The sequence below is a fragment of the Campylobacter sp. genome, from assembly GCF_052169515.1.
In the GTDB taxonomy this organism is placed as follows: Bacteria; Campylobacterota; Campylobacteria; order Campylobacterales; family Campylobacteraceae; genus Campylobacter_A.
In genome coordinates, this window is sequence record NZ_JBQNCH010000019.1 from 18,670 (window position 1) to 43,361 (window position 24,692).

Genomic DNA, 24,692 nt, shown 5'->3' on the forward strand with positions numbered 1-24,692 from the left:
CTTTATTTGGGCATTGTAGTATATTTTAGCTAAAGTAATCTATAATGATGCGCAAAAAACAAGGGTTGTGGTTTGGTAAATTTAGAGCATATTAGAGAAAATATAATTTTAAAAAATGGCATTTATTATTTTGACTTTACAGCTTCAGGGTTAGCTTATAGGCCTATCGAAGATGAGATGGCAAAAATACTTCAAACATATGCAAATACGCACTCTATAAGCTCGTCAAATGCTTATAAAACCGCTCAAATTTATGAAGATTCAAGACGTGAATTAAAAAGCCTGTTAGGACTTGATGAGAGCTTTTATCTTTTTACTTGTGGCAATGGAGCTACCGGTGCGATAAAGAAATTTCAAGAAATTTTGGGAATTTATGCACCGCCAGCATTAAAAAAAAGATATGCGTTAAAGCCAAATGAAAATTCTCCACTTGTAGTGCTTGGGCCTTATGAGCACCATTCAAATGAGATAAGCTTTAGGCAAGCACTTTGTGAGGTTGAACGTATCAGGCTTGATAAAAATGGAGGGATAGATTTTAATCACTTGGAGCAAATTTTAAGGATAAATGCCGGTCGTGAGATCATCGCAACTTTTAGTGTGGCTTCAAATGTGACAGGGGTTTTGAGTGATTATAGAAAAATTTATACTCTTATAAAATCTTATGGTGGCATTGTGGCATTTGATGCGGCAAGCTTTAGTGCTTATGGAAATATTGATTGCGACTATTTTGATGCTCTTTTTTTATCGCCACATAAATTACTGGGTGGAGTAGGAAGCTGTGGGCTTCTTGCTATAAAAAAGATACTTGCAAGCTCAGATGAGCCAACATTTGCTGGTGGTGGAACGGTAAGCTATGTCAGCAAAAACTATGCTATATTTGTAAAAGATAGCGAACAGCTAGAAGAGGCTGGCACACCGCCTATTTTAGGACTCATAAGAGCAAATTTGGCTTATAGACTCAGAAATGAGATAGGATTTGGGACAATATATGAAAATGAGAGCGAGCTTGGAGAGTATTTAGAGCAAAGACTAGCAGAAATTCCTGAGCTTACTTGCTATCATCCAAATAATGCAAAGCGTTTGCCAATATTTTCTTTTAACGTGACTGGTGTTTCGCCTTATGAACTAGCAAAAGTTTTAAGCAAAGAATATGGCATTCAAACGCGTGCAGGATGTTCTTGTGCTGGGCCATATGGACATGATTTGCTTCATTTAAAGGAAGACGCACTCTTTACTCGCAAGCCAGGCTGGGTCAGAGCTGGACTCCACTATACGCATACGTTAGAAGATGTGAATTATCTAGTGGACGCATTAAAAAATAGCATTAAGAAGTATTCAAGTAGTTGGAAGGTCGATGATCCTTTTAGCGTTGATAAAATTTCAGGTTGTATGGGAGATAGATGAAAAATATATTAATCATTGCAGGAAGTGACAGTGTCGGCGGTGCTGGCGTGCAGGCTGATATTAAGACATGCGAGGCATTTTCTTGCTACGTAGCGACGGCTACTACGGCTTTTACGGCACAAAATACAAATGGCGTTAGCAATATCTTTGCTACAAATGTTACAAATCTAAATGAGCAAATCAAAATGGTAGACGAGGAGCTAAATATAGATGCTATCAAGGTCGGTATGCTTTTTAATAAAGAGCTTATATCTTGCGTTGGTTCTTGGCTTGAAAAATTTCATAAGCAAGGCATTAAAATAGTAATAGACCCAGTTTGTGTAGCAAAATCAGGCTCAAAGCTACTTGAAGATGACGCGATAGCAAGCTTAAAAGAGCTTTTTAAATTTGCAGACATTATTACACCAAATATCGATGAAGCCAAAGTTTTGGAGCTTGATATTAAAAATTTGCCTTGCGATATGATCTTAAAGCGAAGCATGGTTGCAGAAATTTGCGAAGATACGCTTTTTAAAAAAAATGGTGATGTGCTGAAATTTAACGAACCTTTGATAAAGCCAGAGATCATGCATGGAGCTGGATGTAGCTTTGCAAGTGCGCTGGCCTGCTTACTGGCAAATGGACATACCAAAGAAGAGGCCATAAAACTAGCCAAAAAATACATTTTAAATGCTATTAAAAATGCAATTACGACAAAATTTGGCAAACGCCTACTAAATCATAAAGTCAGTATAAATGGCTGAAATTTATGCGATTAGTGACGATGTGCTGATGCCTGAAAATTTAGCCTTGCAATATACTAAAGAAATTTTAGAGTGTGGGGTTAAATTTTTCCAATTTCGCTCCAAAAAAATACCTAAAAATGAGAGACTGGCTAGTGAAATTTTAAATCTATGTGAGAAATTTGGGGCTAGATTTATCGTAAATGACGATGTTTTGTTTGCATCTCGTATAGGGGCGAAGTCTGTGCATTTAGGAAAAGATGATGCAGGTATAAAAGAGGCGTTTGAAATTTTAGGGGATGATGCTTACGTGGGCGTTAGCTGCTATGATAGCTTGGAGCTTGCCCTTAGGGCAAAACAAAATGGTGCTAGCTATGTGGCCTTTGGAGCGATGTTTAAAAGCCCTACAAAGCCAAATGCACCGCTTTGCAAGATCGAAACTATATTACAAGCAAAAAAAATGGGAATGAATGTTTGCGTAATAGGCGGCATAAACTCTAGCAACATTGCAAGTGTCGCTAGAGTAAAACCAGACATGATCGCCTTAATATCTACTATCTATAAAGATGGCACGATAAAGAAAAATATAGAAAATTTACAAAGAAATTTATTGCTTTAAGAAATATGCCTACTTTGCATATCAAATATTAACTCTAGCAACGTCTATTTCGTTTCTGATTACGTTTAAGCTTTTGCTTTATTTAAGCAATTTTTTATTACAATCCAAAATTAAATTTAGCTTTTTGGGCTATCATTTGTGAAAACTTCAAGGAACAAGATGGAACCAATTTACAAAACGCAAATTATAAAATTTAAAGGCGATCAAAAAGCTTTGGTCGATGATATTTTGGTGCGTGAGATAAAGCTTGAAATTTACATAAATGATAAGAAATTTGGTGCTGTTATGGCAACACCAACCGATCAAAAGGCTCTTGCAATTGGCTATTTAATCAGCGAAAATGTCATCACAAAGCCAGAAGATATAGCTGATGTGAGGCTCTCAAGCGACGAGCTAAGCGTCTATATAAACTCTAAAGTGAACGAAAAACGCCTAGAGCAGTTTGACGAGGAAAAGGTCATAATAAGTGGCTGCGGTAGAAGCTCCACAGCAAATATTGATCCGCAAGCGATGGCAGCAAGAGCTGTAAAAAGTGAGACTAAATTTAACAAAGATATGATCCTTGCTCAAATGAAAGAATTTTACACGCAGTGCGAGCTTTACGAGATGACTGGCTGCGTGCATACGGCAAAGCTTTTTGTGAGTGAAGATAAATTTTACATCGGCGAGGATATCGCTCAGCACAACACGATCGACAAAGCCGTTGGTAAGGCTGTGTTGGACGGAGCTGATCTTTCAAAGTCATTTTTGATGGTGAGTGGCAGACTAAGCTCAGAAATGGTCGCAAAGGCTGTCATGCACGGCGTGCCAGCACTCATTTCAAGGACGGCGCCAACGAGTCTTGGTGTGGTGATCGCTCGTAAATTTGAGCTAACGCTTTGTGGATTTGCAAGGGGTGAAAATATCAACGTTTATAGCGGCGAAGAGAGAATTTATGAGTAAAAATTTAGAAGAGTTGATAAAACAGACACTAAATAAAAGTGGCAAGCTTGACTGCGGAACGGCTTTTAAGATTGCGAGTAAGCTTGGCATCGAGGTTAGCGAAGTGAGCGACGAGGCCACTAGGCTCGGGATCAAGATAGACAACTGCGATCTTGGGCAGTTTGGTGGATTAGATAAAGACCGTGGAAAATTTACATTGTCGCTCAAACTAAAAGAAGTGAGCGACGAAAAGGGCAGAGTCTTTTGCAAAGATGCAAGGGATATGGCGGCAACTAGCGGCGGACTAAAGACGATGCGCTCTACGCTTAGAGATTACGGTTTTGATGTGAAGTATTGCCAGCTGGGCTGTTTTAAGGAAAAGAAAGGCAAAAAGATGAAAGTAAAGACAAAAACTTGGATAGAAAATGACGAGGGCGAGCTTATATTTGGTAAGGGTAAAACCGAGGTTTTAGACGTGATAGCCGAGGTTGGCTCGATATCAAAAGCCGCTGAAATTTTAGGTATGAACTATAAAAAATGCTGGACACATTTACAAATTTTGCAAAAAAATTTAAAAGAAGATCTTTTTACAACTAAGCAAGGTGGGGGAGATAGTGCTGGCACTACGCTAAATGATAGAGCCTATGAGCTCATAAACGCATATAAACAGCTTCAAAACGACATCGAAGACTATGCAAATAAGCGTTTTAAAGAGCTGTTTTTAAAACAAGACGAGAAGAAAAACGATAAAAAATAAACCAAATTTTTAAGGGAGAAAAACTATGTATGTAAAACTAAATGACAGGACTTATCTAAACAAAGATAAGATAACAAGAGTGAAGATTGATAGCGTTCAAGACGGTATTCGTATTCGTTTCTATGAGGGTGCAAACCAAGTTGCTAAGAGCCAAAGATTTGAGAGTGAAGCAAAAGCTAACGAGTGGTTGGAAAAACACTTCTTAAATAAATAACACGCACGAGTGGGCTCTTTGCCCGCTTGTAACCTCACTTTATACAAAATTTCACTATAATCGCGCTTTTAACCAAAGGGAAAAATCGTGCCAACCATAGATGAAGCAAGAAAAAATATCATTTTAAAAGACAAACTTTACTACTTTGACTACACGGCCTCTGGGCTTGCCTATGCACCTATTGAGGATGAAATTTTAAAATTTTTAAAAACCTACGCAAATACCCATTCTGATAGCAGCTCAAGTGCGGTGCTAACGCAAAAAAGATATGAAAACGCAAGAGCCGAGTTAAAAGAGCTTTTGGGGCTTGATGAGAGCTTTTATCTAATTGCAACAGGCCAGGGTGCAACGGCTGCGATAAAAAAATTTCAGGAGATAATGGGGATTTATCTACCTCCAGCTACGAGAAATTTGATCGGTGAAGGAAATTTAAGAAATTTAAACTTGCCATTGGTGATCGTGGGACCTTATGAGCATCACTCTGTTGAAGTTAGTTTAAGAGAAGGGCTTTGTGATTTGGTTCGCATTGGGCTTGATGAAAATGGCGAGATAGACTATGTAATGCTTGAGAGAGTATTGAAACTAAATGCAAAAAGAAAGATAATAGCTAGCTTTAGTGCTGCCTCAAACGTCACTGGTATAAAAACAGACTATAAAAAAATTTATTCACTAATCAAAAAATATAATGGTATTTTGGCTCTTGATGCAGCCGCTCTCAGTGCTTATGAAAATGTTGATTGCAGATATTTTGACGCACTGTTTCTCTCGCCTCACAAGCTACTTGGGGGAGTGGGGAGCTGTGGGCTTTTGGCTATTAAAAAAGAGCTTTGTAAAGATGTGCCTACTTTTGCAGCTGGTGGCACGGTGAAATATGTAAGCAGGACATCACACCTTTTTGTGAATGAATTTGAACATTTAGAAGAAGGCGGAACACCACCTATAATGCAGCTAATGCGTGCAAATTTGGCCTATAAACTAAGAAACGAGATCGGACTTAATAAGATAAAAGAGACTGAATGTGAGCTTGGTGCTCTCTTTTGCGAAGAGTTAAAAAATATAGATGAAGTGATAAATTACTGTCCTAAAAATTTAGATAGACTGCCTATCTTTGCTTTTAATATAAAAGATGTTTCGCCTTATGATTTTGCAGCTAGTCTAAGCAATGATTTTGGCATACAAACACGTGCAGGCTGTGACTGTGCTGGTCCATACGGACATGATCTACTTCATTTAAAAGACAATGCTATTTTTGAGACAAAACCCGGCTGGGTACGCGTCAGTATTCACTATACACACACTAAAGAAGATATCAAATACCTTGTAAATGCCATAAGATCTTGCATTAAGAAACACAAAGAGATTTGGGGCGAAGAAAAAGCGATGTATTCGATGTTTGGAGATAAATTTTAAATATTGATTTAGAAGCGAAATTTTACCAGACTATATGTTCTATCAAATCTAAATGTTAATAAATTTTGCAGTATCCCAAAAAGCACCATAAATGTAACAAAGCTACTTCCACCATAGCTAAAAAATGGTAGCGGCACACCAACAACTGGTGCAAAGCCGATCGTCATCGAGACATTTACCCCTACGTAAACAAAAATGAGTGCTGCTATGCCAGTGGCGGTCACCTGTGTGAAATAATCATTTTTAAGGCTATAATTTAGGCTAAGAAGATGCGTAATAAGCGTGCCATAAAGCCCAAGCAAAAGAAGAGCACCATAAAAGCCAAAACGCTCGATATTGTAGGCAAATATGAAGTCACTCGTGGCGATTGGCAAAAATTTAAAGTGCGTCTGAGTTGCCTCGTCTTTTGGCTTGCCCTTAAGCCCACCACTACCTATGGTAATGATGCTTTGTTTGACGTGATAGCTTGGCTCTTCAGCGATAAAATCGTGGATCCTTTTCTTTTGATAGTCATGTAAATTTTCATACAAAACCGGCGCCAAAAAGCCTATGGCAAGGATGATGGTGATCCAAATTTTCTTATTTACACCGATAACAAAAAGTATTGTGTAGCCAACTATTAAAAGTATGAGTGCGGTGCCAAGATCAGGCTCTTTCATAATGAGTGCAAATGGCAAAAGTATGTAAAAACTAAGTTTTAAAAAATCTTTTAATCCGTATCCATTAGCCTCTGGAGGACGCTGTTTGATGAGATAGGCTAGCATTAGTAAAAAGGCTGGCTTCATCAGTTCTGATGGTTGAAGTGTGAAGTGAACGAAAGGAATTTCTAACCAGCGTTTGGCTCCAAGCTTGCTAACGCCAAAGAGATCGACGCTTAAAAGTAGCACGATGCAGACCCAGTAAAACATCGGAATAATCCAATCTATACGCCTAATAGGCAACAAAAATGCGACACAAAATGAAATAAAACCAATGCCAAAATATACAAGCTGTTTGTTTGCTAAGACGTCGTTTGCTTCGGAAACTAGGATGTATGAGATGGCTATGATTGGGATTATTAAAGACGGCTGAATAAAATCAAAATGTGTTAAAATACGCCGATCTAGTTTTATCAAGAAGCAAACCTTAATTTTTGGGCTAGATTATATCACAAACAAGGCTTTGATTTTGGTTAAATTTAATGTTTTAAATAGCTCAAGACTCGACGTTGCAGTGGCACAAGAGCTTCAAATTTCACGCAATCAAGCTTTAAATTTGATAAAAGACTCTCTTGTAAGCGTAAATTTAAAACCAGTCTTAAAACCAAGCTTTGCTCTAAGCGAAAATGATGAAGTTTGCGTAAATTTTGCCCCAAAAAAAGAGGCGCAAAACGAGTACGAAGTAAATTTTGATATACCAATAATCTACGAAGATGATGATCTAATAGTGCTTAATAAACCACCTCAAATCGTCGTTCATCAAGCCCCAAGCGTCAAAGAGGCGACGCTCGTTGAGTGGCTAAATAAAAAAGGTTTTATGCTCTCAAATTTAAATGGCGACGTAAGAGCTGGCATAGTTCACCGCCTAGATAAAGGCACGAGTGGTGCTATAGTTGTTGCAAAAAATAACTTCGCCCACGCAAAACTTAGCGAGCAGCTAAGTGATAAAAGCATGGGACGAATTTATCTAGCGCTTACAGATCTTCCCTTAAAAGAGGACGTCATCATCGACAAGCCAATTGGTAGAAACCCAAACAATCGCCTAAAAAAAGCGATCGTCGCAGATGCTAAATTTGCAAAAAGTGCCTTTGTAAATTTACTAAGTGAAAATGGCATAAATTTAATAGCAGCAAAACTTTTTACAGGCAGGACTCATCAGATAAGAGTGCACCTATCTAGCATAAACCGCCATATTTTAGGCGATGATTTATACGGATTTAAGAGCCAAGGCGATAAAATAAGCAGAGTTATGCTTCACGCTTATATGCTTTATTTTATCCATCCACGAACTGGCAAAAGGGTGGAATTTATTGCAAAAACGTATGATGATTTTAACCAGATAATTTACAAAAAAATTCCCAAGGAGATTTTTGATGAAAAAATTTGCCCTACGCATATTGACACCGTTTTTAGCAGCTTTCTTAGCGGGATGCGGCTCTAGCGTACCGACTCAGCAAAGTATGTCATTGCCTACAATCACAAGTTTAAAAACTATTTCAGACATGACAGAAGTTGGTTTTGAATGGAATCCAGTGACTGATGAAAGTGTTGTTGGATACTATCTCTACCGCTCAAATCCAAATGATGCCAACTCAAAAATGCAGCTAGTTGCAGACATCAAAGACCGCTTTGCAACGCACTATGTAGACCGCAACCTAGCACCGGAGACCACATACTCATACCAGATGAGGACCTACTCAAGCAACGCCATCTCTCAACCAGGCACAATCGCAACTGCAACTACAAGGCCATTGCTTGACTCTGTACCGTTTTCGCAAGCCATCACAGGACTTCCTGGACGTGTAAAAATAGTGTGGAGGCCACATCCTGACAATACTGTAGCAAGCTATATCATCCAAAGAAGCGATGCAGGACGTAATAAATTTAGCCAAATAGCAGAGATAAGTGGCAGGCTAAATGCAGAGTATATCGATACTGACGTAAAAGCTGGAAGTTCTTATGAGTATAGAATTTTAGTAAAAACATCTTCAGGCGTTGTCTCAAAACCAAGTCAAAACATAAGTGCAACGACAAAGGAGTTACCCTAAATCAGTAACGAATCTTCAGGCAACAAAGAATGCACCAAAAAAGATAATCCTAACGTGGGATTATATGCCGGCTGAGGATTTTTCGTACTATAAAGTTTACAGAACGACAAGTAAATTTTTACCTTATACGTATCTAGCAAAAACTACTAGCAATACCTATGAAGATCTCATAAATACAAATGCGGCAACAAGGTATTATAGAGTTACAGCTGTCGATAAAGACGGCCTTGAGAGCTTAAAACAAGAAGAGCCAATCGTCGGTAGCACGCTTGGTGCACCAAAGACTCCAAATATTAGTGCGAAATATGATGGAAGTGGCGTAAATGTAAGCTGGAGCACAGTAGATCGAGCTAGTTCGTACACGGTTTATAGAAGCGGTGCAAGTGAGAAAATTTTTAGCGGTATAAGCGAAAATAGTTTACGTGATAATAGCGTGCAAGCAGGGGCAAACTACTCTTATAGCGTCATAGCCATCGATGAATACGGTATCGCTTCCGATAAGTCATCAAAAGCAGAAGTTAGCATAAAATAATGCCAAATTTTATAACTTCATCTTTAAAAGATATCTCATTTCCTTCTGGAAATGACAAGGTCAAATTTCTTTGGCAGGCAAATGGACGAAACGAGAGGCTTATCTATACAAAAAATGAAGAAGAGAGTTTTTTTCTAGTTGTAAAGCCTGGCAAAAATGGCATCGTCGTAAAGGGAGAAAAGCTTACAAAGCCAGCTAAAGTTGGCCTTTTACAAGAAGCGTTAGAACTTTTTAAGGAGCAAAATTGCAATGATGTAATCAGCCAAGCATTTGCCGTGAAAAAGACAAATTTGACTAAAAAAGTGAATGAAATTTTAAGTCTTGAAGAATTTGTCCCAGCATTTTGCGAGCTAAAAGATAAATTTGATCAAATTTTTATAGAGATCGGCTTTGGTTCCGGCAGACACTTGCTCTATCAAGCCAAAAATAATCCAAACGCCTTGGTTATAGGCATTGAAGTCTATAAACCAAGTATCGAGCAAGTAGCAAAGCTAGCCAAGGCAAATGACCTAGAAAACGTTCGTCTAATCAATACAGACGCAAGGCTTTTACTCTCTCTCGTTGGCTCAAATTTAGTTGATAGAGTCTTTTTGCATTTTCCAGTGCCATGGGATAAAGCAGAGCATAGACGTGTGGTCTCATCGGCATTTGCACTTGAGTGTGAGAGGATACTAAAAGTGGGCAGTAAATTTGAGCTAAGGACTGATAGCAAGGAGTATTGCGATTTTACTCTGAGTAAATTTTTAGAACCTAAAAACTCAAAAATAGAAGCCTATAAAAATAGAAATTTAGAAATTACTAGTAAATACGAAGATCGTTGGAGACGCCAAGATAAAGACATTTATGATGTTATTTATACTTGCGAAGTTGAAAGTGATGAAAGTGTTTTGGCTGGGGATTTTAGTTTTAAAGAAAAGACAAGCGTAAAAAATATTATTAAAAATTTTAAAAATTTTATCATCAAAAAAGAAGATTATTTTTTACACTTCGAAGAAATTTACATCATAAATGAAGATGAAATTTTGCTAAAAGTTGCTTTTGGAGCTTTTAATAAACCTGAGCAATGTTTTATTAAAATAAACGATGACAAAAGTGAATATTTTATAAAAAAACCAATCTTAATCCGTGAGAATTTGGCTGCACACGAGCTTTTGAAGGAGTATTTGGCTGATGCAAGAGATAATTAGTGCAAGAAATTTGAGCCTAGCTTATGAACGCGATGAAATCGTAATTAATAGCGTCAATTTAGATATTTATGCAAATGATTTTGTTTTTATAACAGGCAAGAGTGGAAGCGGAAAAAGCACGCTTTTAAAATCATTTTACGGAGAAATTTCACCCCTTGCTGGAGAGCTGAATGTCTGCATGACACAAATGGACGACATTGACGATAAAAGACTTTGTGAGCTTAGGCAGCGAGTTGGCATTATATTTCAAAATTATCGTTTGATAAATGAATGGAATGTTGAAAGAAACGTGATGTTACCCCTTATCATCAAAGGCATCAATCAAAATGTGAGTAAAAAGCAAGTGGCAAAGCTTTTAAAGCATGTAAATATGCTTCATAAAGCTGACAAATATCCAATGGAGCTAAGCGGCGGTGAACAGCAAAGAGTTGCGATGGCAAGGGCTCTAGCGCACAATCCAAATTTGCTTTTATGTGATGAACCAACAGGAAATTTAGACGAATACTCAAGTGATGTTATCTGGTCACTTTTAAAATCAGCTAGGGAATTTTTAGGCACAAGCGTCGTTGTGGTGACGCATCATATCCCATCAACGCTTCGTATCCCGTACCGTCACTTCGTCATAGAAAATGGAGGCGTGCATGAGATCGCTTAAGAATCATCTTGGATTCATCTTGCCGCTGATCGCGCTTTTGTTTTCCGTGCAGTTTAGCCTAACTGCTGATAAGGTTGTGAGAGATTATGAAAGACTCATGGGAAATGACTATAACATCGTCATAGTTTCAAGCAAAGAGTTAAGCGAGCCCGTGCTGAAGCCGATCGTGAGTAATCTAGCTAGCCTCGAGCCACTAAGTCCGCAAAAGATCATTGACCGCCTTTCAAATGACATCTCTGCTAAAAATTTATCCATACTGCAAAATGCACTACCTAAATTTTACTCACTAAAACTTAGCGAATTTCCGACACCGCAGTACATGGATGAGCTAAAGCAAAAACTTTTAAAATTTGATGGGATCACAAAGGTTGAGACATTTTCAAAGACACACGATAAGGTCTTTAAAATACTAAATTTAGCCAAAAGTATATCGTATGCTTTTATGGCGATACTTTGCGTAATAGGGCTTATGCTTATGCTAAAGCAGGCTAAAATTTGGCTATTTGAGCATAGAGAGCGTATTGAGATTATGACGCTTTTTGGAGCACCTTTTTGGTTAAAGTCAGCCATGCTTTATAAATCAGCCATGGTTGATAGTTTAGTTGCAACCATTGCCGTTAGTGCATTTTTCTTTTTCTTGCCGGGCATTGAAATTTTTAGAGAAAATGCCGCAAGTATTGATGTGGTATTGCCTAGTCTTGATCTTTCAATGGACATTTTTATACTATTTGGCGTGGCTATGTTTTTAAGCATTTTTGCTGTTAGTTTAGTGATGAGTAAGGCTAGAAAAAGCACGATATGAGAAAAGGAATTTTTATATTTTTGCTAGCTTTTAGTCTAGCTTTTGCGTCAAATACTAAAGAGAAGATCAAAGACTCTAAAAACTCATTAAGATCAAGTCAAGCGATGAGTGAGCAGCTTAGTAAAAAGCTTGATGATTTGGCTGGTGATATCGTAAGTGGCGAGAAAAAACTTCGAGGTATAAGTGGTGATATCACAAATTTAAAAGGTCAAATTTCTGTGCTTGAGACAAATGCTTCAAAGGCACTTATTGAGCTTGATGATCTGACTAAGCAAAACAAAGAGCTAGAACGCACGCAAAAAGAGCTTGAGCAAAACATGATAAGGATCATCGCAGAAGATTTGTCATTTGATCTTTTGATGTCTGCAACTGAGGGCAAGCAAAGCGAGGAGAGCATTATCTCGTCTCAAATTTTAACTAAGCTAAATGCCATCGCAAAAGAGGATTTTAAAAGACTTAGCCAAAACTATGAAGATACAATCGAGAAGATAAAAAGTAAATCAAATAAAATAAACGAGATAAACTCGAGCATAAAAAATTATAGACGCAAGCAAAGCGACTTGCAAAATTTAGAAAGTACACAAAAAAATACTATAAATGGGCTCAAGCGAGATAAGGAAATTTATAGTAAAAAGCTAGCCAAACTTCAAGCTCAGCAAGATGAGCTAAGAAAGACGCTAGAGCAGCTTGCTATCATGCAAAAGCAAGAAGATGAAGCTGCACGCGCTGCTAGAGAAAAACAAGAAAAAGCAGCTGCAAGCAAAGGTGGTAAAAAAGGCGCAAAAAGCCAACCAATGGGTGGAGGCTATCAAACAAGCTCGGTTAAAAAATATTCAGGTGCAAAGACAATCGCTCCTCTTGATAGCTACACTGTAAAGCAAAAATTTGGAAATTACGTAGATCCAATATATAACATAAAAATTTTTAACGAGTCAGTCACGCTTCGATCAACTACGCCAGATGCGAAGGTTAAAAGCGTATTAAACGGCAAAGTAGTCTTTGCAAAAGCGACACCAGTGCTTGAAAATGTAGTCATTATAGAAAATGAAAATGGTATACACACGATCTATGCTCACTTAAGCCAAATCGCACCAACTGTCAAAGTAGGCTCAGTCGTACAAAAAGGCTACGTCATAGGTAGAGTAAGAAACGATTTAACGTTTGAAGTAACGCAAAGAAACTACCACATCGATCCACTTGAAATGATCTCAAAATAGCCACTTTGTAAGCGTTATTAGCTAAATTTAAAGCCTTTTTGGCTAGAATGCGTGAATTTCAAGGAGCATGACAATGAGTAAAAGAAAACGCGTACTGGTTAAATTTTCAGGCGAGGCCTTGGCTGGGGAAAATGGTTTTGGTATAGATACGGCGGTGCTTAAATTTATAGCAAATGAGATAAAAGAGCTCATCGAAAATGGGATCGAGGTCGGTATCGTTATCGGCGGTGGTAATATAGTGCGCGGTGTGAGTGCTGCAAAAGACGGCATCATAAAACGAACGAGCGGCGATCACATGGGCATGCTCGCAACTGTAATAAACTCAATCGCGATGCGTGAAGCTTTAGAGCGAACTGGATTAGAAGTAAGAGTACAAAGTGCTATAAAAATGGAAGCGATCTGCGAAACTTTTATCGTTGGACGTGCTCAGCGTCATTTGGAAAAGGGCAGAGTTGTTATATTTGCTGCAGGTACTGGCAATCCTTTCTTTACAACCGATACAGCTGCAACTCTAAGAGCTATCGAGATTGGCTCAGATATGATCATAAAAGCTACAAAAGTTGATGGAGTTTATGATAAAGATCCTAAAAAATTCAAAGATGCAAAACTCTTAAAATCACTAAACTACGAAAAGGCGATGAGTGACGATATCAAGGTTATGGATGACACTGCCATAGCCTTGGCAAAAGACAACTCACTGCCGATTTTGGTTTGTAATATGTTTAAGGCTGGAAATTTATTAAAAATAATAAATGAAGAAGAAGCAGCCCTATACTCAGTAGTAAAATAAATTTTAAAAAGGATAAAAATGAGAACAGAACAAATAACAGCAAGAGCGTTAAAACAAGTTGGCGACGATAGGTATAAGCTTTCGCTTATAGTTGCAAAGCGCGCAGAAGCACTAGCAAATGGTGCCCAAACTCTTGTTAATGCTGATACTTCAAAGATGAAATTTGCAGACATCGCACTACTTGAAGTGGCTGAGGGTAAAATAGGCTTAGAGGCAATAGTTGAAGGAAAATAGTCTTTTTTTAGAGCAGCTGATCGAGCAAATTTTAGCTTGCAAAAATGTTTCAGAAGCTATAACGTTGCTCTTTTCTCTTTGTGAAAGAAGTGAAATTTTAGACAAAGCCGTAGATAGCTGTGTCACATCTCACGCTGGGCAATACCGAAAAAGTGGCGAACCATACGCTATCCATCCTATCTTAGTTGCGTCGATAGTAGCAAATATGGGCGGAGATGAAAGTATGGTCATAGCTGCACTTCTTCACGATGTGGTGGAGGATACCAACGTCACACTGAGTGAACTTCAAGCTGAATTTGGCGATGAGGTGGCAAAACTGGTTGAAGGGCTTACAAAGATAGTTGCCATTAGAGAAAATAAGCTAGCAAGTTCAGATAGTAATGAAAAGTTAGCAAGCTCGGCTTTAACATTTAGAAAGATGCTCTTAATCTCCATAGAAGACGTGAGAGTTCTTGTTGTAAAGCTTTGTGATAGACTTCATAATATGCTAACACTAGAAGCATTAAAACCAGAAAAGCAAAAACGTATCGCTGAAGAGACACTTATGGTCTATGCTCCGATCGCTCATAGGCTAGGAATTTCATCTATCAAAAATATGCTTGAAGATCTAAGTTTTAAGTATGCGATGCCAGAAGAGTATGCCAAGATAGATAGCTATCTAAATAAAAACAAGCAGCAGCTTAGTCTTAAACTAAATGCCTTTAATGAAAAAGTAAATCAAATTTTGCTCGAAAATGGCTTTATTGAAGGTACTTTTGAGATACAAAAACGTATAAAACACTATTACTCGATATATTTAAAGATGCAAAGAAAAGGTATTTCTATTGAAGAAGTACTTGATCTGCTCGCGATAAGAATTCTTGTAGAAAAACCACTTGATTGCTATCTTGCGCTTGGAAATTTGCATATAAATTTTAATCCCTTGATATCAAGATTTAAAGATTATATCGCTCTTCCAAAACAAAATGGCTATCAAACGATACATACAACCATCTTTGATAATAAAAGTATTTTTGAAGCACAAGTTCGTACTTATGATATGCATATGACTGCTGAGTACGGTGTTGCGGCCCACTGGAAATATAAAAATGGCGAGGGTAGCCTTTTAAATCCTAAGCTTGACTGGCTAAATGATATCACTATGCAAAACAATGAGGTCGAAAGCAATGTCGAGGAGCTTTATGAGTATGCAAAAGATAGCCTATACATCGAGGATATCGCTGTTTATTCACCAAAGGGTGAGGTATTTACGCTTCCACGCGGTGCTACAGCATTAGACTATGCTTATGAGATTCACACAGAGATTGGGCTTTACGCAAAAGAAGCTTATATAAATCGTGTTAGGATGTCACTTTTAACCGAGCTAAAAAATGGCGATATTGTAAGGATCGTAACTGGGGAAGAGGCTAAATTTCGCTGTTCGTGGATAAATAGTGTCCGAACTGGAAAAGCAAGAGCTACGATAAGATCATTTTGCAAGCAAAAGATAAAAGATATAAATTATAAGATTGCGATTGATATCCTAAAATCAGTTTTTGGCGTCTCAAAAGATAGAATTTTAGATTGGATAGAACGTGAAAATTTAAGCAAAAAAGTCTTCCGTGCCGCAACTGAGAGTGAGTATTTGCAGGAAGTTGCAAATATGCTTAAAAAATATATAAGAAAAGAGCGTCCTTTTATGATCGCTTTGGGTGACAAATATCAGATCAAAAAACAAAAATTTGAGAACATAGTCATTTACTCAAATCATAAAATTTCAAACGTTGAGTTTGATTATTGCTGTAATCCAAAAAGAGGCGATAGTATAGTTGGTTTTAAAAACGGACATACCGTGACAGTGCACCATAAGCTATGCGAGCGTGCTGGCAAACTAATGGACAATGGCGAAGAGATCATCTTTGTCAAATGGACCAGAAATGCTCCGCACAGATATAAAATTTTATTAAATTTAGAAAATAGAAAAGGTGCATTAGCTGAATTTTTAACATACCTTGCTAGGCTGGATGTAAATTTAGCTACAATCTCGCTTAATGAAGCGAATGATCTTAGTGGCGATACCTTTGAGATAAGTGTCGAGATAGCTGAAAATATCGACGTAAATGAGCTAAAAGAGAAGATTAAAGATAGATATAAGATTATTGATTTTGTTTCGCAAAGCGATCCATATCACAATTAGGAGAAAAAATAGTGCAAGAGATAGATAAAATTTTACAAGAGATAAAACGTGGTGTTGCCGAGATAATCGACTTTGAAAGAGTTGAGACTTTAGTAAAAAATTATTATGAAAAAGGTGAAAATTTCTATGTAAAGGCTGGCTTTGACCCAACTGCTCCAGATCTTCATTTAGGGCACACAGTCGTTTTAAGCAAGATGGCACTGCTTCAAAAGCATGGTGCGATTGTACAGTTTTTGATAGGTGATTTTACTGCTCAAATAGGCGATCCAACCGGTAAATCAGTAACTAGAAAAAAGTTAGATCAAGAGATAGTTTTAAAAAACGCAAAAACTTACGAGGAGCAAGTTTTTAAAATTTTAGATCCAAAAAAAACCGTGATCATGTTTAACTCAAAATGGTCAAATGAGCTAGGAGCTGCTGGAATGATAGAGCTAACTAGCACATTTTCAGTCGCTAGAATGCTAGAGCGCGACGACTTTGAAAAAAGGATAAAAGCCGGCAGTCCTATATCAATTTGTGAATTTATGTATCCACTTCTTCAAGGCTATGATAGTGTTGCGATGAAGTGCGACATCGAGATGGGCGGTACGGATCAGAAATTTAACCTTCTAATGGGCAGAACCTTGCAGCGAACATATAATATCGGCAAAGAGCAAGCTGTCATCATGATGCCACTTCTTGAGGGGCTTGATGGCGTAAATAAGATGAGTAAGAGCCTTGGCAACTACATCGGCGTTACTGAAAATGCAAATGATATGTTTGCAAAAACGCTTAGCATAAGTGATGAGCTTATGTGGCGCTGGTATGAGCTACTAAGTACAAAAAATCTTGGCGAGATAGAAGAGCTGATGAATGATGTAAATAGTGGTAAATATCATCCAAAAAAGGCAAAAGAGGATCTTGCATACGAGATAACAGCGAGGTATCACGGCGAGGAGGCGGCAAAGGCTGCTATGGCTGAATTTAACAGCGTGCACTCTCAAAATCAGCTTCCAACTGATATGAAAGAATTTAGCTTAAAAGCACCGATTTGGATAGTTGAAGCCTTGTCACAGTGTGGGCTAAGTGAGTCAAATTCTCAAGCAAGGCGAGATATAAAAGCAAACGCAGTTAGCGTCAATCAAGAAAAAATTAGTGATGAGCAGTTAAAATTAGGAGCAGGCGAGTATATCTTGCAGGTTGGAAAGCGTAAATTTGCAAAGATAAAGGTTGAATAAATGGAGTTAAAGCCGTTAAAAATAGGTAAATACGAGATAAAATACCCGATATTTCAAGGCGGTATGGGACTTGGCATCAGCTGGGATAAACTAGCTGGCAATGTGAGCTTAGAAGGCGGTCTTGGCATAATTAGCTCAGTTGGCACAGGCTACTATGAAAACCGCAAATTTATAGATAAAGAGCTAAACGCAAAGCCTTTTGGAAGTGAGAATTTCTACTCTACAAGAGGCCTTCGAGCTGTAATAGAAAATGCACGTAAAATTTGTGGCGACTTGCCACTTGGCGTAAATATAATGTATGCTGCAAACGACTACGCAAGAGTGGTTAAGGATGCTTGCGAGGCTGGTATAAACATCATTGTCTCAGGTGCAGGTTTGCCTACAAATTTACCTGAATTTACACAAAATTTTAAAGAGATAGCACTTGTGCCGATCGTCTCAAGCGCAAAAGCACTAAAGATCATCTGTAAGCGCTGGCTACAAAGATATGAGCGCTTGCCAGATGCTGTCGTGCTTGAAGGACCGCTAAGCGGTGGACACCAGGGATTTACATACGAGCAGTGCCTTGATCCTGAGTATTCACTATTTAATCTAATCCCACAAGTAAAAGCCGAGATAAAAGAATGGGGCGATTTTCCACTCATTGCAGCTGGTGGAATTTGGGATAAAAATGACATTGAAAAGGCTATATCCTTAGGTGCAGACGGCGTTCAAATGGGCACACGTTTCATAGGAACTCACGAGTGCGATGCAGAAATTGGCTTTAAAGAGGTCTTGTTGGCGGCCGAGGAAAAAGACATAGAGCTTATAAAAAGCCCAGTTGGCTATCCAGCTCGTGGCATAAGAACAAATTTGATAAATTTAGTCGATAAAAAGATGGGTCCAAAGATCCAGTGTATAAGCAACTGTGTGAGTCCTTGCCAAAGAGGCAAAGAGGCAAAACAGGTCGGATACTGCATAGCTGATAGACTATTTGACGCATATAGCGGCAAAAAAGAGAGCGGGCTATTTTTTACAGGAGCAAACGGCTACAAGCTAAAAGAGCTAATAAGCGTAAAAGAGCTAATGCACAAACTGGTACACGGTGAATGAAACGGGCGGTAATCCTCTTTTTCCTTACTATTAATTTTCTTTTTGCTACGACAAATTCGGAGATATTTGCAAAATTTGATAAAAATTTTGCCAGCTCAAGCAGAAGTGCAAAGATTAAATTTCACAACGATATAAAAGATATTTATGTCGATGCGATCATCAAAAATGACAAAAATATAAAAAAACAAGCACTCACAAGACTCATAACCAGCTCAAAATCGCTTGGTTTTGACTCAAGTGGGTATGTAAAAGATCTAAATGCACTAAATGGCGTAAAGAGTGTAGACACGCCTAGTGCTGCTACTTTGACACTACTTAGTGCTACAAAGGTAAATGACACTTTAGTGCTTAAGTTTAATACAAAAATTGATACTGCAAAATTAAAAACATCCTTTTTAAAGCAGCAAAATACACATAAAAACATTATGGACATTGATGGTAGATTAAATGGCAATCCGCTAACTTATAAAAATTTTATATCTGATTATATTCATATCTCACAGTATGATAAAAATACTGTTAGAGTTATTTTTTCTGATAAGATCCAAAAGACTATAAAAGCAAATGCAACAGGCGATCTGCTAATAATAAGTACACAAAATTTTATCTCAAACGAAAATGTAAAAGCACCACTTCATAAAACTAAAAATAAAAATGAAGAAGTGCCACACAAAGAGCCTGAGCCAAATTTAAAGCCACAATCAGCTAAAAGTGAGCCAGTGGCAGCACCTTTGCCACCAGTTGCAGCTAGTAAATTTTCACGCAACAAAACTATCGTCATCGATCCAGGTCATGGCGGTACTGATCCAGGTGCAGTAAATGGCAAGCTTCAAGAAAAAACCGCGGTTCTAGGCGTAGCCAAAAAACTTGGCGACATACTAAAAGCGCGTGGTTACAAGGTCTTTTTTACCAGGTCAACCGATGTCTTTATAAATTTAAGAACAAGAACAAAATTTGCAAATGATAAGATGGCTGATCTTTTTGTCTCTATCCATGCAAATGCCGCTCCAAACGCAGAAAAAGCAAAGAGCATGCACGGCATTGAGACATTTTTCTTATCGCCTGCAAGAAGCGAACGTAGTAAAAACGCAGCTGCGCTTGAGAATAAATCAGATATCGAAGAGATGAATTACTTTTCACAGCAGACATTTCTAAATGTACTAAATCGCGAGAAGATTATCGCGTCAAATAAGCTTGGCATCGATATCCAAAAAGAAATTTTAGCAAGTGCCAGAAAGGTCTATGCTGCAAGTGACGGCAGTGTGAGAGAGGCGCCGTTTTGGGTGCTTGTTGGTGCTCTTATGCCAGCAGTTCTTGTTGAGATCGGCTATATCACGCATCCAGTTGAGGGTGAAAAACTCTTTAATGATGCCTATCAAAATGCCCTTGCAAACGGCATAGCAAACGGAATAGACGGATATTTCGTAAAAAATAGATGAAAAACGCAAATTTAAGCTTTAAAGGGCAAATCCCATTTAACGAAGAGTTTGGTGACATCTACTTTAATACCGATAAACCTTGGCTTGAAAGTGAATTTGTCTTTGCAAGTGCGATTGATGAAATTTGGCAGAGTAAAGACAGCTTCATCGTCGCTGAGACTGGCTTTGGTGCTGGGCTAAATTTTTTCACACTTTGTAAGAAATTTAAAAATAGCTCTAAAAAACTTCACTTTGTTAGTATCGAAAAAACCCCTATTAAAAAAGATGATCTTTTAAAAATTTATGAAAATTTAGGCATTTTTAAAGCTTATGCCAAAAAGTTGGTTTCGCTCTATCCGCCACTTATTTCTGGCATACACCGTATAAATTTTGCTCCAAATATCACCCTTGATCTTTGCTACGGAGAGGCTAAAGAAATTTTACCTGAGCTTGATTTTAACGCTGACATCTGGTTTTTAGACGGCTTTGCTCCAAGTAAAAATGGCTCAATCTGGAGCGAAGAAATTTTTAGAGAGATTGCAAGACTAAGCATGGTTGGCACTATTGCTAGAACCTATTCATGCGCAAAAATAGTAAAAGACGGTCTAAAGGGTGCTGGCTTTTTGCTGAGCCTAAAAGAGGGCTATGCTAGAAAACGTCAGATGAGTAGTGCCGTGCTAGAAAAAAAGGATGAAAAATTAAAGGATGCTTGGTTTGCAAGATGTGAGCCACTTGCTGAGCCAAAAGGCAAAACAGCACTTATCATAGGGGCTGGCGTGGCTGGACTTGCAACAGCTGGCGAGCTAGCTAAAAACGGCTTTAAGGTTGTGATCGCTGAGGCAAAGAGCGAGGTGGCTACAAATGGCTCAGGCAATCACTGTGGTGCTTTGATGCCTTTAGTGACAAAGCCTGGTGTAAATTTAGGCCGCATGCACTTAAACGCATTTTTGCAAGCAGTGAGATTTTATAAGGCAACTTTGTTAAAAAGCCTTATCAAATTTAATGGCTGCATCGACTACGCATTTGATGATGAGTTAGTTAAGAGATATGGCTCGTGGCAGGATCAAGGCGCGGAGGAAATTTTTAAATTTGACAGTAGCCTAAAGCCATATCCTGGCATTTTTATAAAAGATGGTGCATATGCTAGACCAAGAGAAATTTGTAAATTTTTATCAGGCGGTTTTGAAATTTTATTAAATCACGAGTATGAGAGCAGAACACACCTGCAAAACGGCAAAATCGGCGTTAAATTTAAAAACGGTAAAAATTTAGAGACTGATATCTTAGTCTTTTGCACTGGCAGCAAGAGCAGTGAAATTTTTAATGGCTACGACATGCAAATAAGCAGTGTCAGGGGTCAAGTAACTCATTTAAAACCAGTGCTTAAAAATACTATGCCACTAAGTGCAAAAGGCTACATCTGCCCAGTCATTAAAGGTGTGCAAGTTATTGGAGCAACTTACGCTAGAAACGAAATTTGTGACACGCCTAAAGTTGAGGATAATACTAAAAATTTAAACGACGTAAGTGAGTTTTTTGATATCAAAAAGGCAACTATTATCGGTGCAAAAGTAGGCTACCGAAGTTATAGTGGAGATAGGTTTCCGATAATTGGCGCCTTGCATGACGAAGAATTTTACAAGCAAAACTACAAAGGGCTATTTTGGAGTAAAAATAAAGATAACAATCCAAAAGCAAGCTACGAAAAAAACATCTTTGTAAATTTTGCCCACGGCTCGCGAGGTCTTGGCACAGCGATACTTGGAGCAAATTTGGTAGCCGATCTTGTGCTTGATCGTCCGCTTTGCATAGAAAGGTCGCTATTTCACGAGCTTCATCCAGCTAGATTTTTGATAAGAAAACTGAAAAAGGGGTTAAAATTTTAAGGAGCAATGGGTAGAAATTCCCAGTGTAAAATACTAGGAATTTCTTATAAGTTTAGGCCTAAAGCCTTGTTTTCATCTTTTCAAATTCTTCTTGTATCACTTGCTCGTGTGGCTCACTTGTCATTTTATTTATCGCATCGCCCCAGATACTGACCATTATGATAGCTAGGCTTGAAGTCAAGATGCCTGGTAAAATTTCATAAACATAGGCATTTAGCCCTGATGTTATCCAAAATATTACAGTCGCACCTCCAGCTATCATACCAGCTAAAGCTCCAAGTGCACTCATGCGTTTCCAGTAAAGGCTAAATAGTAGCACCGGTCCAAAGCTGGCACCAAATCCAGCCCAAGCATTTCCAACGACGTTTAGGACGCTATCTGTAGAGATAAAAGCAAGTACTGTTGCTATTAATGCTACGACCACTACGGCATAGCGACTGATCGCTGTTTGTGTGCTTTGGCTCACCTCTTTTTTATAAAATGCAAATATAAAGTCTTTTGTGACTGAGCTAGATGTGACTAAAAGCTGGCTTGAGATGGTACTCATTATCGCTGAAAGCACGGCTGAGATGATGATACCTATAAAAAATGGTGGGAAAAGTAGCTCACCAAGCTTTAAAAATACGGTCTCAGGATCGCCTAGCCCACCTCTTTGGCTAAAGTAGACAAAGCCGATAAGTCCGCTCATGATAGCACCTAGCAAGCCAATCGTCATCCAGCCAATACCGATCCTTCTTGCCTTTGCAAGCTCTTTTGAATCGCGTATCGCCATAAATCTAACAATGATGTGTGGCTGACCAAAGTAGCCAAAGCCCCAAGCTAGAAGACCCAAAATGCCCCAGAAAGTCTGATCTCTAAATGGATTTAGGTGATTTGCATCAAGTCTGCTTATCTCTTTTATTAAATTTGTATCGCTTGGCAGGTCTAAATTTAGATATGCTACGACTGGGATCGAGACTAGGACACAAAACATCAAAAGACCCTGAAATGCGTCAGTTATGCTAACTGCCTTAAATCCGCCAAAAAATGTGTAAAAGACCACGATACAAAGCGTAAATATTGCGCCATATCTAAAGCCTATACCAAAAAAACTCTCAAATGTCTTGCCACCAGCGATGATGCCGCTACTCACGTAAAGCGTGAAAAATATCAAAATGATAAGGCCAGATACGATCCTTAAAATTTTCGTTCTATCTTTAAAGCGGTTTTCTAAAAAGTCTGGTATCGTGATACTATCGCTTGCAACCTCAGTATAGACTCTAAGTCTTTTTGCTAGAAATAGGTAATTACAGTAAGCACCTACAATAAGACCAGCTATCATCCAGATATTTGCTACACCAATTGCATACAATGCTCCGGGCACGCCAAGTAGCATCCAACCACTCATATCAGAAGCGCCAGCGCTAAGTGCTGTGACAACTGGACCCATTTGACGATTATCCAGTAGATATTGGTTCATGCTTGCATTTTTATCGTAAAAATATCGTCCGATAAAGAGCAAAAAGCCAAAATAGATGGCTATGGCTAAATAAGACCCAAAGCTCATAAAATTCCTTTCAAATAAAGTAGAGTGCTTATGTTATTACAAAAAAATTTAAATTTCAATGAGCAGACTTGTTCCTTAAAAAATTTTAAGCAAAATGATATATATTTTTTCGTATCATTTAAGGCTATATTTTAAAGAAAAGGACGAAGTTGAAGGCTCAAAATTTAGCTAAATTTCTGTTTTTTATAACAATCGTCTCATTGGGTGCATATTTTTTCTATCCAAGAGAGCTTAGCGAGGCTCAAGAGCTCGCATATATCAAGAGCTACGGAGTGACATTGGGACTTACTATCGGCGGCGTCGCCATAGGCATAACGCTTGGATTTATCTTGGCGTTTATTAAATTTTTAAACATCAAAGTGATAAATTTTATAATAGACGAATACATCGACATCTTGCGTGGAACGCCTGTAATACTTCAACTTCTTATATTTTCAGTGGTCATTTTCGCCACTTGGAGTGACAACTTCTACGTCGCTGTGATCGCACTTGGACTAAATAGCTCTGCATATGTTGCTGAGATTGTAAGAAGTGGTATAAATAGTGTTGATAAAGGTCAGATGGAGGCAGCTCGTGCGATGGGCCTAAACTACTACGTTTCGATGCGTGAGGTGGTTTTTCCGCAGGCTACTAAAAATATCTTGCCAGCACTTGCAAACGAATTTATCTCGCTTTTTAAAGAAACTTCGGTTGTTGGTTATATAAGTGTCGTTGATATCACGATGCAAAGTAAGAGCTTGCAGGCGGTGTTTTATAGCCCAGAGCCAGTCATTTTTACAGGTATCGTTTACTATGTGAGTGTTAAATTTTTCACCTTTTTGGTGAAGCTACTTGAGAGGAGACTAAATCGCCATGATTGAGATTAAAAATTTAAATAAAAGCTATGGCGACCTACTCGTTTTAAACGATATCAGCGTAAATATCAAAAAAGGTGAAGTTATAGCAATAATTGGCCCAAGTGGCGGCGGCAAAAGTACATTTTTGCGCTGCATAAACCGCCTAGAAGAGCCAGATAGCGGACATATCAAGATAAATGGCGAAGATATCTTGGATAAAAAATCAGACATAAATAAAATTCGCCAAAAAGTGAGTATGGTTTTTCAGCACTTTAACCTTTTTGCAAACAAAAACGTCTTGCAAAATTTAA

General features: G+C 38.2%; 25 protein-coding genes. 23 read left to right on the forward strand and 2 right to left on the reverse strand.

Annotation, left to right across the window (positions count from 1 at the left end):
• The first annotated feature begins 72 nt into the window (after positions 1 to 72).
• The 7 genes from ACTTKV_RS07645 to ACTTKV_RS07675 all read left to right on the forward strand — a co-directional run bounded on the left by ACTTKV_RS07645 (position 73) and on the right by ACTTKV_RS07675 (position 6,047).
• Positions 73 to 1,404, forward strand: coding sequence for an aminotransferase class V-fold PLP-dependent enzyme (locus tag ACTTKV_RS07645; RefSeq protein ID WP_442549991.1), 1,332 nt, complete (start codon positions 73 to 75; stop codon positions 1,402 to 1,404).
• Positions 1,401 to 2,147: a hydroxymethylpyrimidine/phosphomethylpyrimidine kinase gene (locus ACTTKV_RS07650; RefSeq protein WP_442549992.1), complete on the forward strand. Its 747-nt coding sequence runs from the start codon at positions 1,401 to 1,403 to the stop codon at positions 2,145 to 2,147. Before ACTTKV_RS07645 ends, ACTTKV_RS07650 begins: the two co-directional genes overlap by 4 nt.
• A complete protein-coding gene (gene thiE / locus ACTTKV_RS07655) occupies positions 2,140 to 2,745 on the forward strand; it encodes a thiamine phosphate synthase (protein WP_442549993.1) in 606 nt (201 codons plus the stop codon). Before ACTTKV_RS07650 ends, thiE begins: the two co-directional genes overlap by 8 nt.
• A gap of 159 nt (positions 2,746 to 2,904) precedes the next feature.
• Positions 2,905 to 3,687, forward strand: coding sequence for a formate dehydrogenase accessory sulfurtransferase FdhD (fdhD, locus tag ACTTKV_RS07660; RefSeq protein ID WP_442549994.1), 783 nt, complete (start codon positions 2,905 to 2,907; stop codon positions 3,685 to 3,687).
• Positions 3,680 to 4,423 (forward strand): winged helix-turn-helix domain-containing protein, encoded by a 744-nt coding sequence (locus tag ACTTKV_RS07665; RefSeq protein ID WP_442549995.1) that lies wholly within the window; start codon positions 3,680 to 3,682, stop codon positions 4,421 to 4,423. The genes fdhD and ACTTKV_RS07665 overlap by 8 nt, the downstream gene beginning before the upstream one ends.
• Before the next feature lie 25 nt (positions 4,424 to 4,448).
• Complete coding sequence (locus tag ACTTKV_RS07670) at positions 4,449 to 4,637, forward strand: sodium-dependent tyrosine transporter (protein ID WP_442549996.1); 189 nt, start codon at positions 4,449 to 4,451, stop codon at positions 4,635 to 4,637.
• Between the two features lie 87 nt (positions 4,638 to 4,724).
• Positions 4,725 to 6,047 (forward strand): aminotransferase class V-fold PLP-dependent enzyme, encoded by a 1,323-nt coding sequence (locus tag ACTTKV_RS07675; RefSeq protein WP_442549997.1) that lies wholly within the window; start codon positions 4,725 to 4,727, stop codon positions 6,045 to 6,047.
• Between the two features lie 8 nt (positions 6,048 to 6,055).
• On the opposite strand, the gene ACTTKV_RS07680 is transcribed toward ACTTKV_RS07675, so the two are convergent.
• The gene (locus ACTTKV_RS07680) at positions 6,056 to 7,162 is read right to left on the reverse strand and encodes an FtsW/RodA/SpoVE family cell cycle protein (protein ID WP_442549998.1); all 1,107 of its coding nucleotides are present in this window, start codon (positions 7,160 to 7,162) and stop codon (positions 6,056 to 6,058) included.
• Between the two features lie 52 nt (positions 7,163 to 7,214).
• Here ACTTKV_RS07680 and ACTTKV_RS07685 point away from each other — a divergent pair, with 52 nt between their 5' ends.
• The 14 genes from ACTTKV_RS07685 (at position 7,215) to mnmC (ending at position 21,999) form a co-directional block, all read left to right on the forward strand.
• The gene (locus ACTTKV_RS07685; protein WP_442549999.1) at positions 7,215 to 8,186 is read left to right on the forward strand and encodes an RluA family pseudouridine synthase; all 972 of its coding nucleotides are present in this window, start codon (positions 7,215 to 7,217) and stop codon (positions 8,184 to 8,186) included.
• Positions 8,119 to 8,793, forward strand: a complete 675-nt coding sequence (locus ACTTKV_RS07690; RefSeq protein WP_442550000.1) for a fibronectin type III domain-containing protein — start codon at positions 8,119 to 8,121, stop codon at positions 8,791 to 8,793. The genes ACTTKV_RS07685 and ACTTKV_RS07690 overlap by 68 nt, the downstream gene beginning before the upstream one ends.
• Positions 8,794 to 8,857: 64 nt before the next feature.
• Positions 8,858 to 9,325, forward strand: a complete 468-nt coding sequence (locus tag ACTTKV_RS07695; protein ID WP_442550001.1) for a hypothetical protein — start codon at positions 8,858 to 8,860, stop codon at positions 9,323 to 9,325.
• Complete coding sequence (gene trmB / locus ACTTKV_RS07700; RefSeq protein ID WP_442550002.1) at positions 9,325 to 10,512, forward strand: tRNA (guanosine(46)-N7)-methyltransferase TrmB; 1,188 nt, start codon at positions 9,325 to 9,327, stop codon at positions 10,510 to 10,512. The genes ACTTKV_RS07695 and trmB overlap by 1 nt, the downstream gene beginning before the upstream one ends.
• Positions 10,496 to 11,167: a cell division ATP-binding protein FtsE gene (locus ACTTKV_RS07705; RefSeq protein ID WP_084109431.1), complete on the forward strand. Its 672-nt coding sequence runs from the start codon at positions 10,496 to 10,498 to the stop codon at positions 11,165 to 11,167. Before trmB ends, ACTTKV_RS07705 begins: the two co-directional genes overlap by 17 nt.
• On the forward strand, positions 11,154 to 11,969 hold the full coding sequence (locus tag ACTTKV_RS07710; RefSeq protein ID WP_442550003.1) for an FtsX-like permease family protein: 816 nt from the start codon (positions 11,154 to 11,156) through the stop codon (positions 11,967 to 11,969). The genes ACTTKV_RS07705 and ACTTKV_RS07710 overlap by 14 nt, the downstream gene beginning before the upstream one ends.
• Positions 11,966 to 13,186: a murein hydrolase activator EnvC family protein gene (locus tag ACTTKV_RS07715; protein ID WP_442550004.1), complete on the forward strand. Its 1,221-nt coding sequence runs from the start codon at positions 11,966 to 11,968 to the stop codon at positions 13,184 to 13,186. Before ACTTKV_RS07710 ends, ACTTKV_RS07715 begins: the two co-directional genes overlap by 4 nt.
• A 73-nt stretch (positions 13,187 to 13,259) precedes the next feature.
• The gene (pyrH, locus tag ACTTKV_RS07720; RefSeq protein WP_442550005.1) at positions 13,260 to 13,976 is read left to right on the forward strand and encodes a UMP kinase; all 717 of its coding nucleotides are present in this window, start codon (positions 13,260 to 13,262) and stop codon (positions 13,974 to 13,976) included.
• 18 nt (positions 13,977 to 13,994) lie between these two features.
• The gene (locus ACTTKV_RS07725; protein ID WP_084041541.1) at positions 13,995 to 14,210 is read left to right on the forward strand and encodes a DNA-directed RNA polymerase subunit omega; all 216 of its coding nucleotides are present in this window, start codon (positions 13,995 to 13,997) and stop codon (positions 14,208 to 14,210) included.
• A complete protein-coding gene (locus tag ACTTKV_RS07730; protein ID WP_442550006.1) occupies positions 14,197 to 16,386 on the forward strand; it encodes a RelA/SpoT family protein in 2,190 nt (729 codons plus the stop codon). Before ACTTKV_RS07725 ends, ACTTKV_RS07730 begins: the two co-directional genes overlap by 14 nt.
• An 8-nt stretch (positions 16,387 to 16,394) precedes the next feature.
• Entirely contained in the window at positions 16,395 to 17,603 is a 1,209-nt protein-coding gene (gene tyrS / locus ACTTKV_RS07735) for a tyrosine--tRNA ligase (RefSeq protein ID WP_442550013.1), read from the forward strand.
• Positions 17,604 to 18,695, forward strand: coding sequence for a nitronate monooxygenase (locus ACTTKV_RS07740; protein ID WP_442550007.1), 1,092 nt, complete (start codon positions 17,604 to 17,606; stop codon positions 18,693 to 18,695). It begins immediately after the preceding gene.
• Positions 18,692 to 20,134 (forward strand): N-acetylmuramoyl-L-alanine amidase family protein, encoded by a 1,443-nt coding sequence (locus ACTTKV_RS07745; protein WP_442550008.1) that lies wholly within the window; start codon positions 18,692 to 18,694, stop codon positions 20,132 to 20,134. Before ACTTKV_RS07740 ends, ACTTKV_RS07745 begins: the two co-directional genes overlap by 4 nt.
• On the forward strand, positions 20,131 to 21,999 hold the full coding sequence (gene mnmC / locus ACTTKV_RS07750) for a bifunctional tRNA (5-methylaminomethyl-2-thiouridine)(34)-methyltransferase MnmD/FAD-dependent 5-carboxymethylaminomethyl-2-thiouridine(34) oxidoreductase MnmC (protein ID WP_442550009.1): 1,869 nt from the start codon (positions 20,131 to 20,133) through the stop codon (positions 21,997 to 21,999). The genes ACTTKV_RS07745 and mnmC overlap by 4 nt, the downstream gene beginning before the upstream one ends.
• Positions 22,000 to 22,057: 58 nt before the next feature.
• Here mnmC and putP read toward each other — a convergent pair whose 3' ends face one another.
• Entirely contained in the window at positions 22,058 to 23,545 is a 1,488-nt protein-coding gene (putP, locus tag ACTTKV_RS07755; protein ID WP_442550010.1) for a sodium/proline symporter PutP, read from the reverse strand.
• Between the two features lie 149 nt (positions 23,546 to 23,694).
• Between putP and ACTTKV_RS07760 the strand changes: the two genes are divergently transcribed.
• Both ACTTKV_RS07760 and ACTTKV_RS07765 read left to right on the forward strand, forming a co-directional pair.
• Positions 23,695 to 24,405 (forward strand): amino acid ABC transporter permease, encoded by a 711-nt coding sequence (locus ACTTKV_RS07760; RefSeq protein ID WP_442550011.1) that lies wholly within the window; start codon positions 23,695 to 23,697, stop codon positions 24,403 to 24,405.
• Positions 24,398 to 24,692: ATP-binding cassette domain-containing protein (locus tag ACTTKV_RS07765; protein ID WP_442550012.1), on the forward strand; the 295-nt coding region annotated here is incomplete at its 3' end. The genes ACTTKV_RS07760 and ACTTKV_RS07765, both read left to right, overlap by 8 nt.

Bases quoted from the DNA above. Each gene is read 5' to 3' on its own strand.
- putP (WP_442550010.1), bottom strand. From the start codon at position 23,545: ATGAGCTTTGGGTCTTATTTAGCCATAGCCATCTATTTTGGCTTTTTG.
- ACTTKV_RS07670 (WP_442549996.1), top strand. From the start codon at position 4,449: ATGTATGTAAAACTAAATGACAGGACTTATCTAAACAAAGATAAGATA.
- fdhD (WP_442549994.1), top strand. From the start codon at position 2,905: ATGGAACCAATTTACAAAACGCAAATTATAAAATTTAAAGGCGATCAA.
- ACTTKV_RS07715 (WP_442550004.1), top strand. From the start codon at position 11,966: ATGAGAAAAGGAATTTTTATATTTTTGCTAGCTTTTAGTCTAGCTTTT.
- ACTTKV_RS07710 (WP_442550003.1), top strand. From the start codon at position 11,154: ATGAGATCGCTTAAGAATCATCTTGGATTCATCTTGCCGCTGATCGCG.
- ACTTKV_RS07745 (WP_442550008.1), top strand. From the start codon at position 18,692: ATGAAACGGGCGGTAATCCTCTTTTTCCTTACTATTAATTTTCTTTTT.
- ACTTKV_RS07650 (WP_442549992.1), top strand. From the start codon at position 1,401: ATGAAAAATATATTAATCATTGCAGGAAGTGACAGTGTCGGCGGTGCT.
- ACTTKV_RS07695 (WP_442550001.1), top strand. From the start codon at position 8,858: ATGCCGGCTGAGGATTTTTCGTACTATAAAGTTTACAGAACGACAAGT.
- pyrH (WP_442550005.1), top strand. From the start codon at position 13,260: ATGAGTAAAAGAAAACGCGTACTGGTTAAATTTTCAGGCGAGGCCTTG.
- mnmC (WP_442550009.1), top strand. From the start codon at position 20,131: ATGAAAAACGCAAATTTAAGCTTTAAAGGGCAAATCCCATTTAACGAA.
- thiE (WP_442549993.1), top strand. From the start codon at position 2,140: ATGGCTGAAATTTATGCGATTAGTGACGATGTGCTGATGCCTGAAAAT.
- ACTTKV_RS07740 (WP_442550007.1), top strand. From the start codon at position 17,604: ATGGAGTTAAAGCCGTTAAAAATAGGTAAATACGAGATAAAATACCCG.
- ACTTKV_RS07705 (WP_084109431.1), top strand. From the start codon at position 10,496: ATGCAAGAGATAATTAGTGCAAGAAATTTGAGCCTAGCTTATGAACGC.
- ACTTKV_RS07725 (WP_084041541.1), top strand. From the start codon at position 13,995: ATGAGAACAGAACAAATAACAGCAAGAGCGTTAAAACAAGTTGGCGAC.
- ACTTKV_RS07665 (WP_442549995.1), top strand. From the start codon at position 3,680: ATGAGTAAAAATTTAGAAGAGTTGATAAAACAGACACTAAATAAAAGT.
- ACTTKV_RS07690 (WP_442550000.1), top strand. From the start codon at position 8,119: ATGAAAAAATTTGCCCTACGCATATTGACACCGTTTTTAGCAGCTTTC.
- trmB (WP_442550002.1), top strand. From the start codon at position 9,325: ATGCCAAATTTTATAACTTCATCTTTAAAAGATATCTCATTTCCTTCT.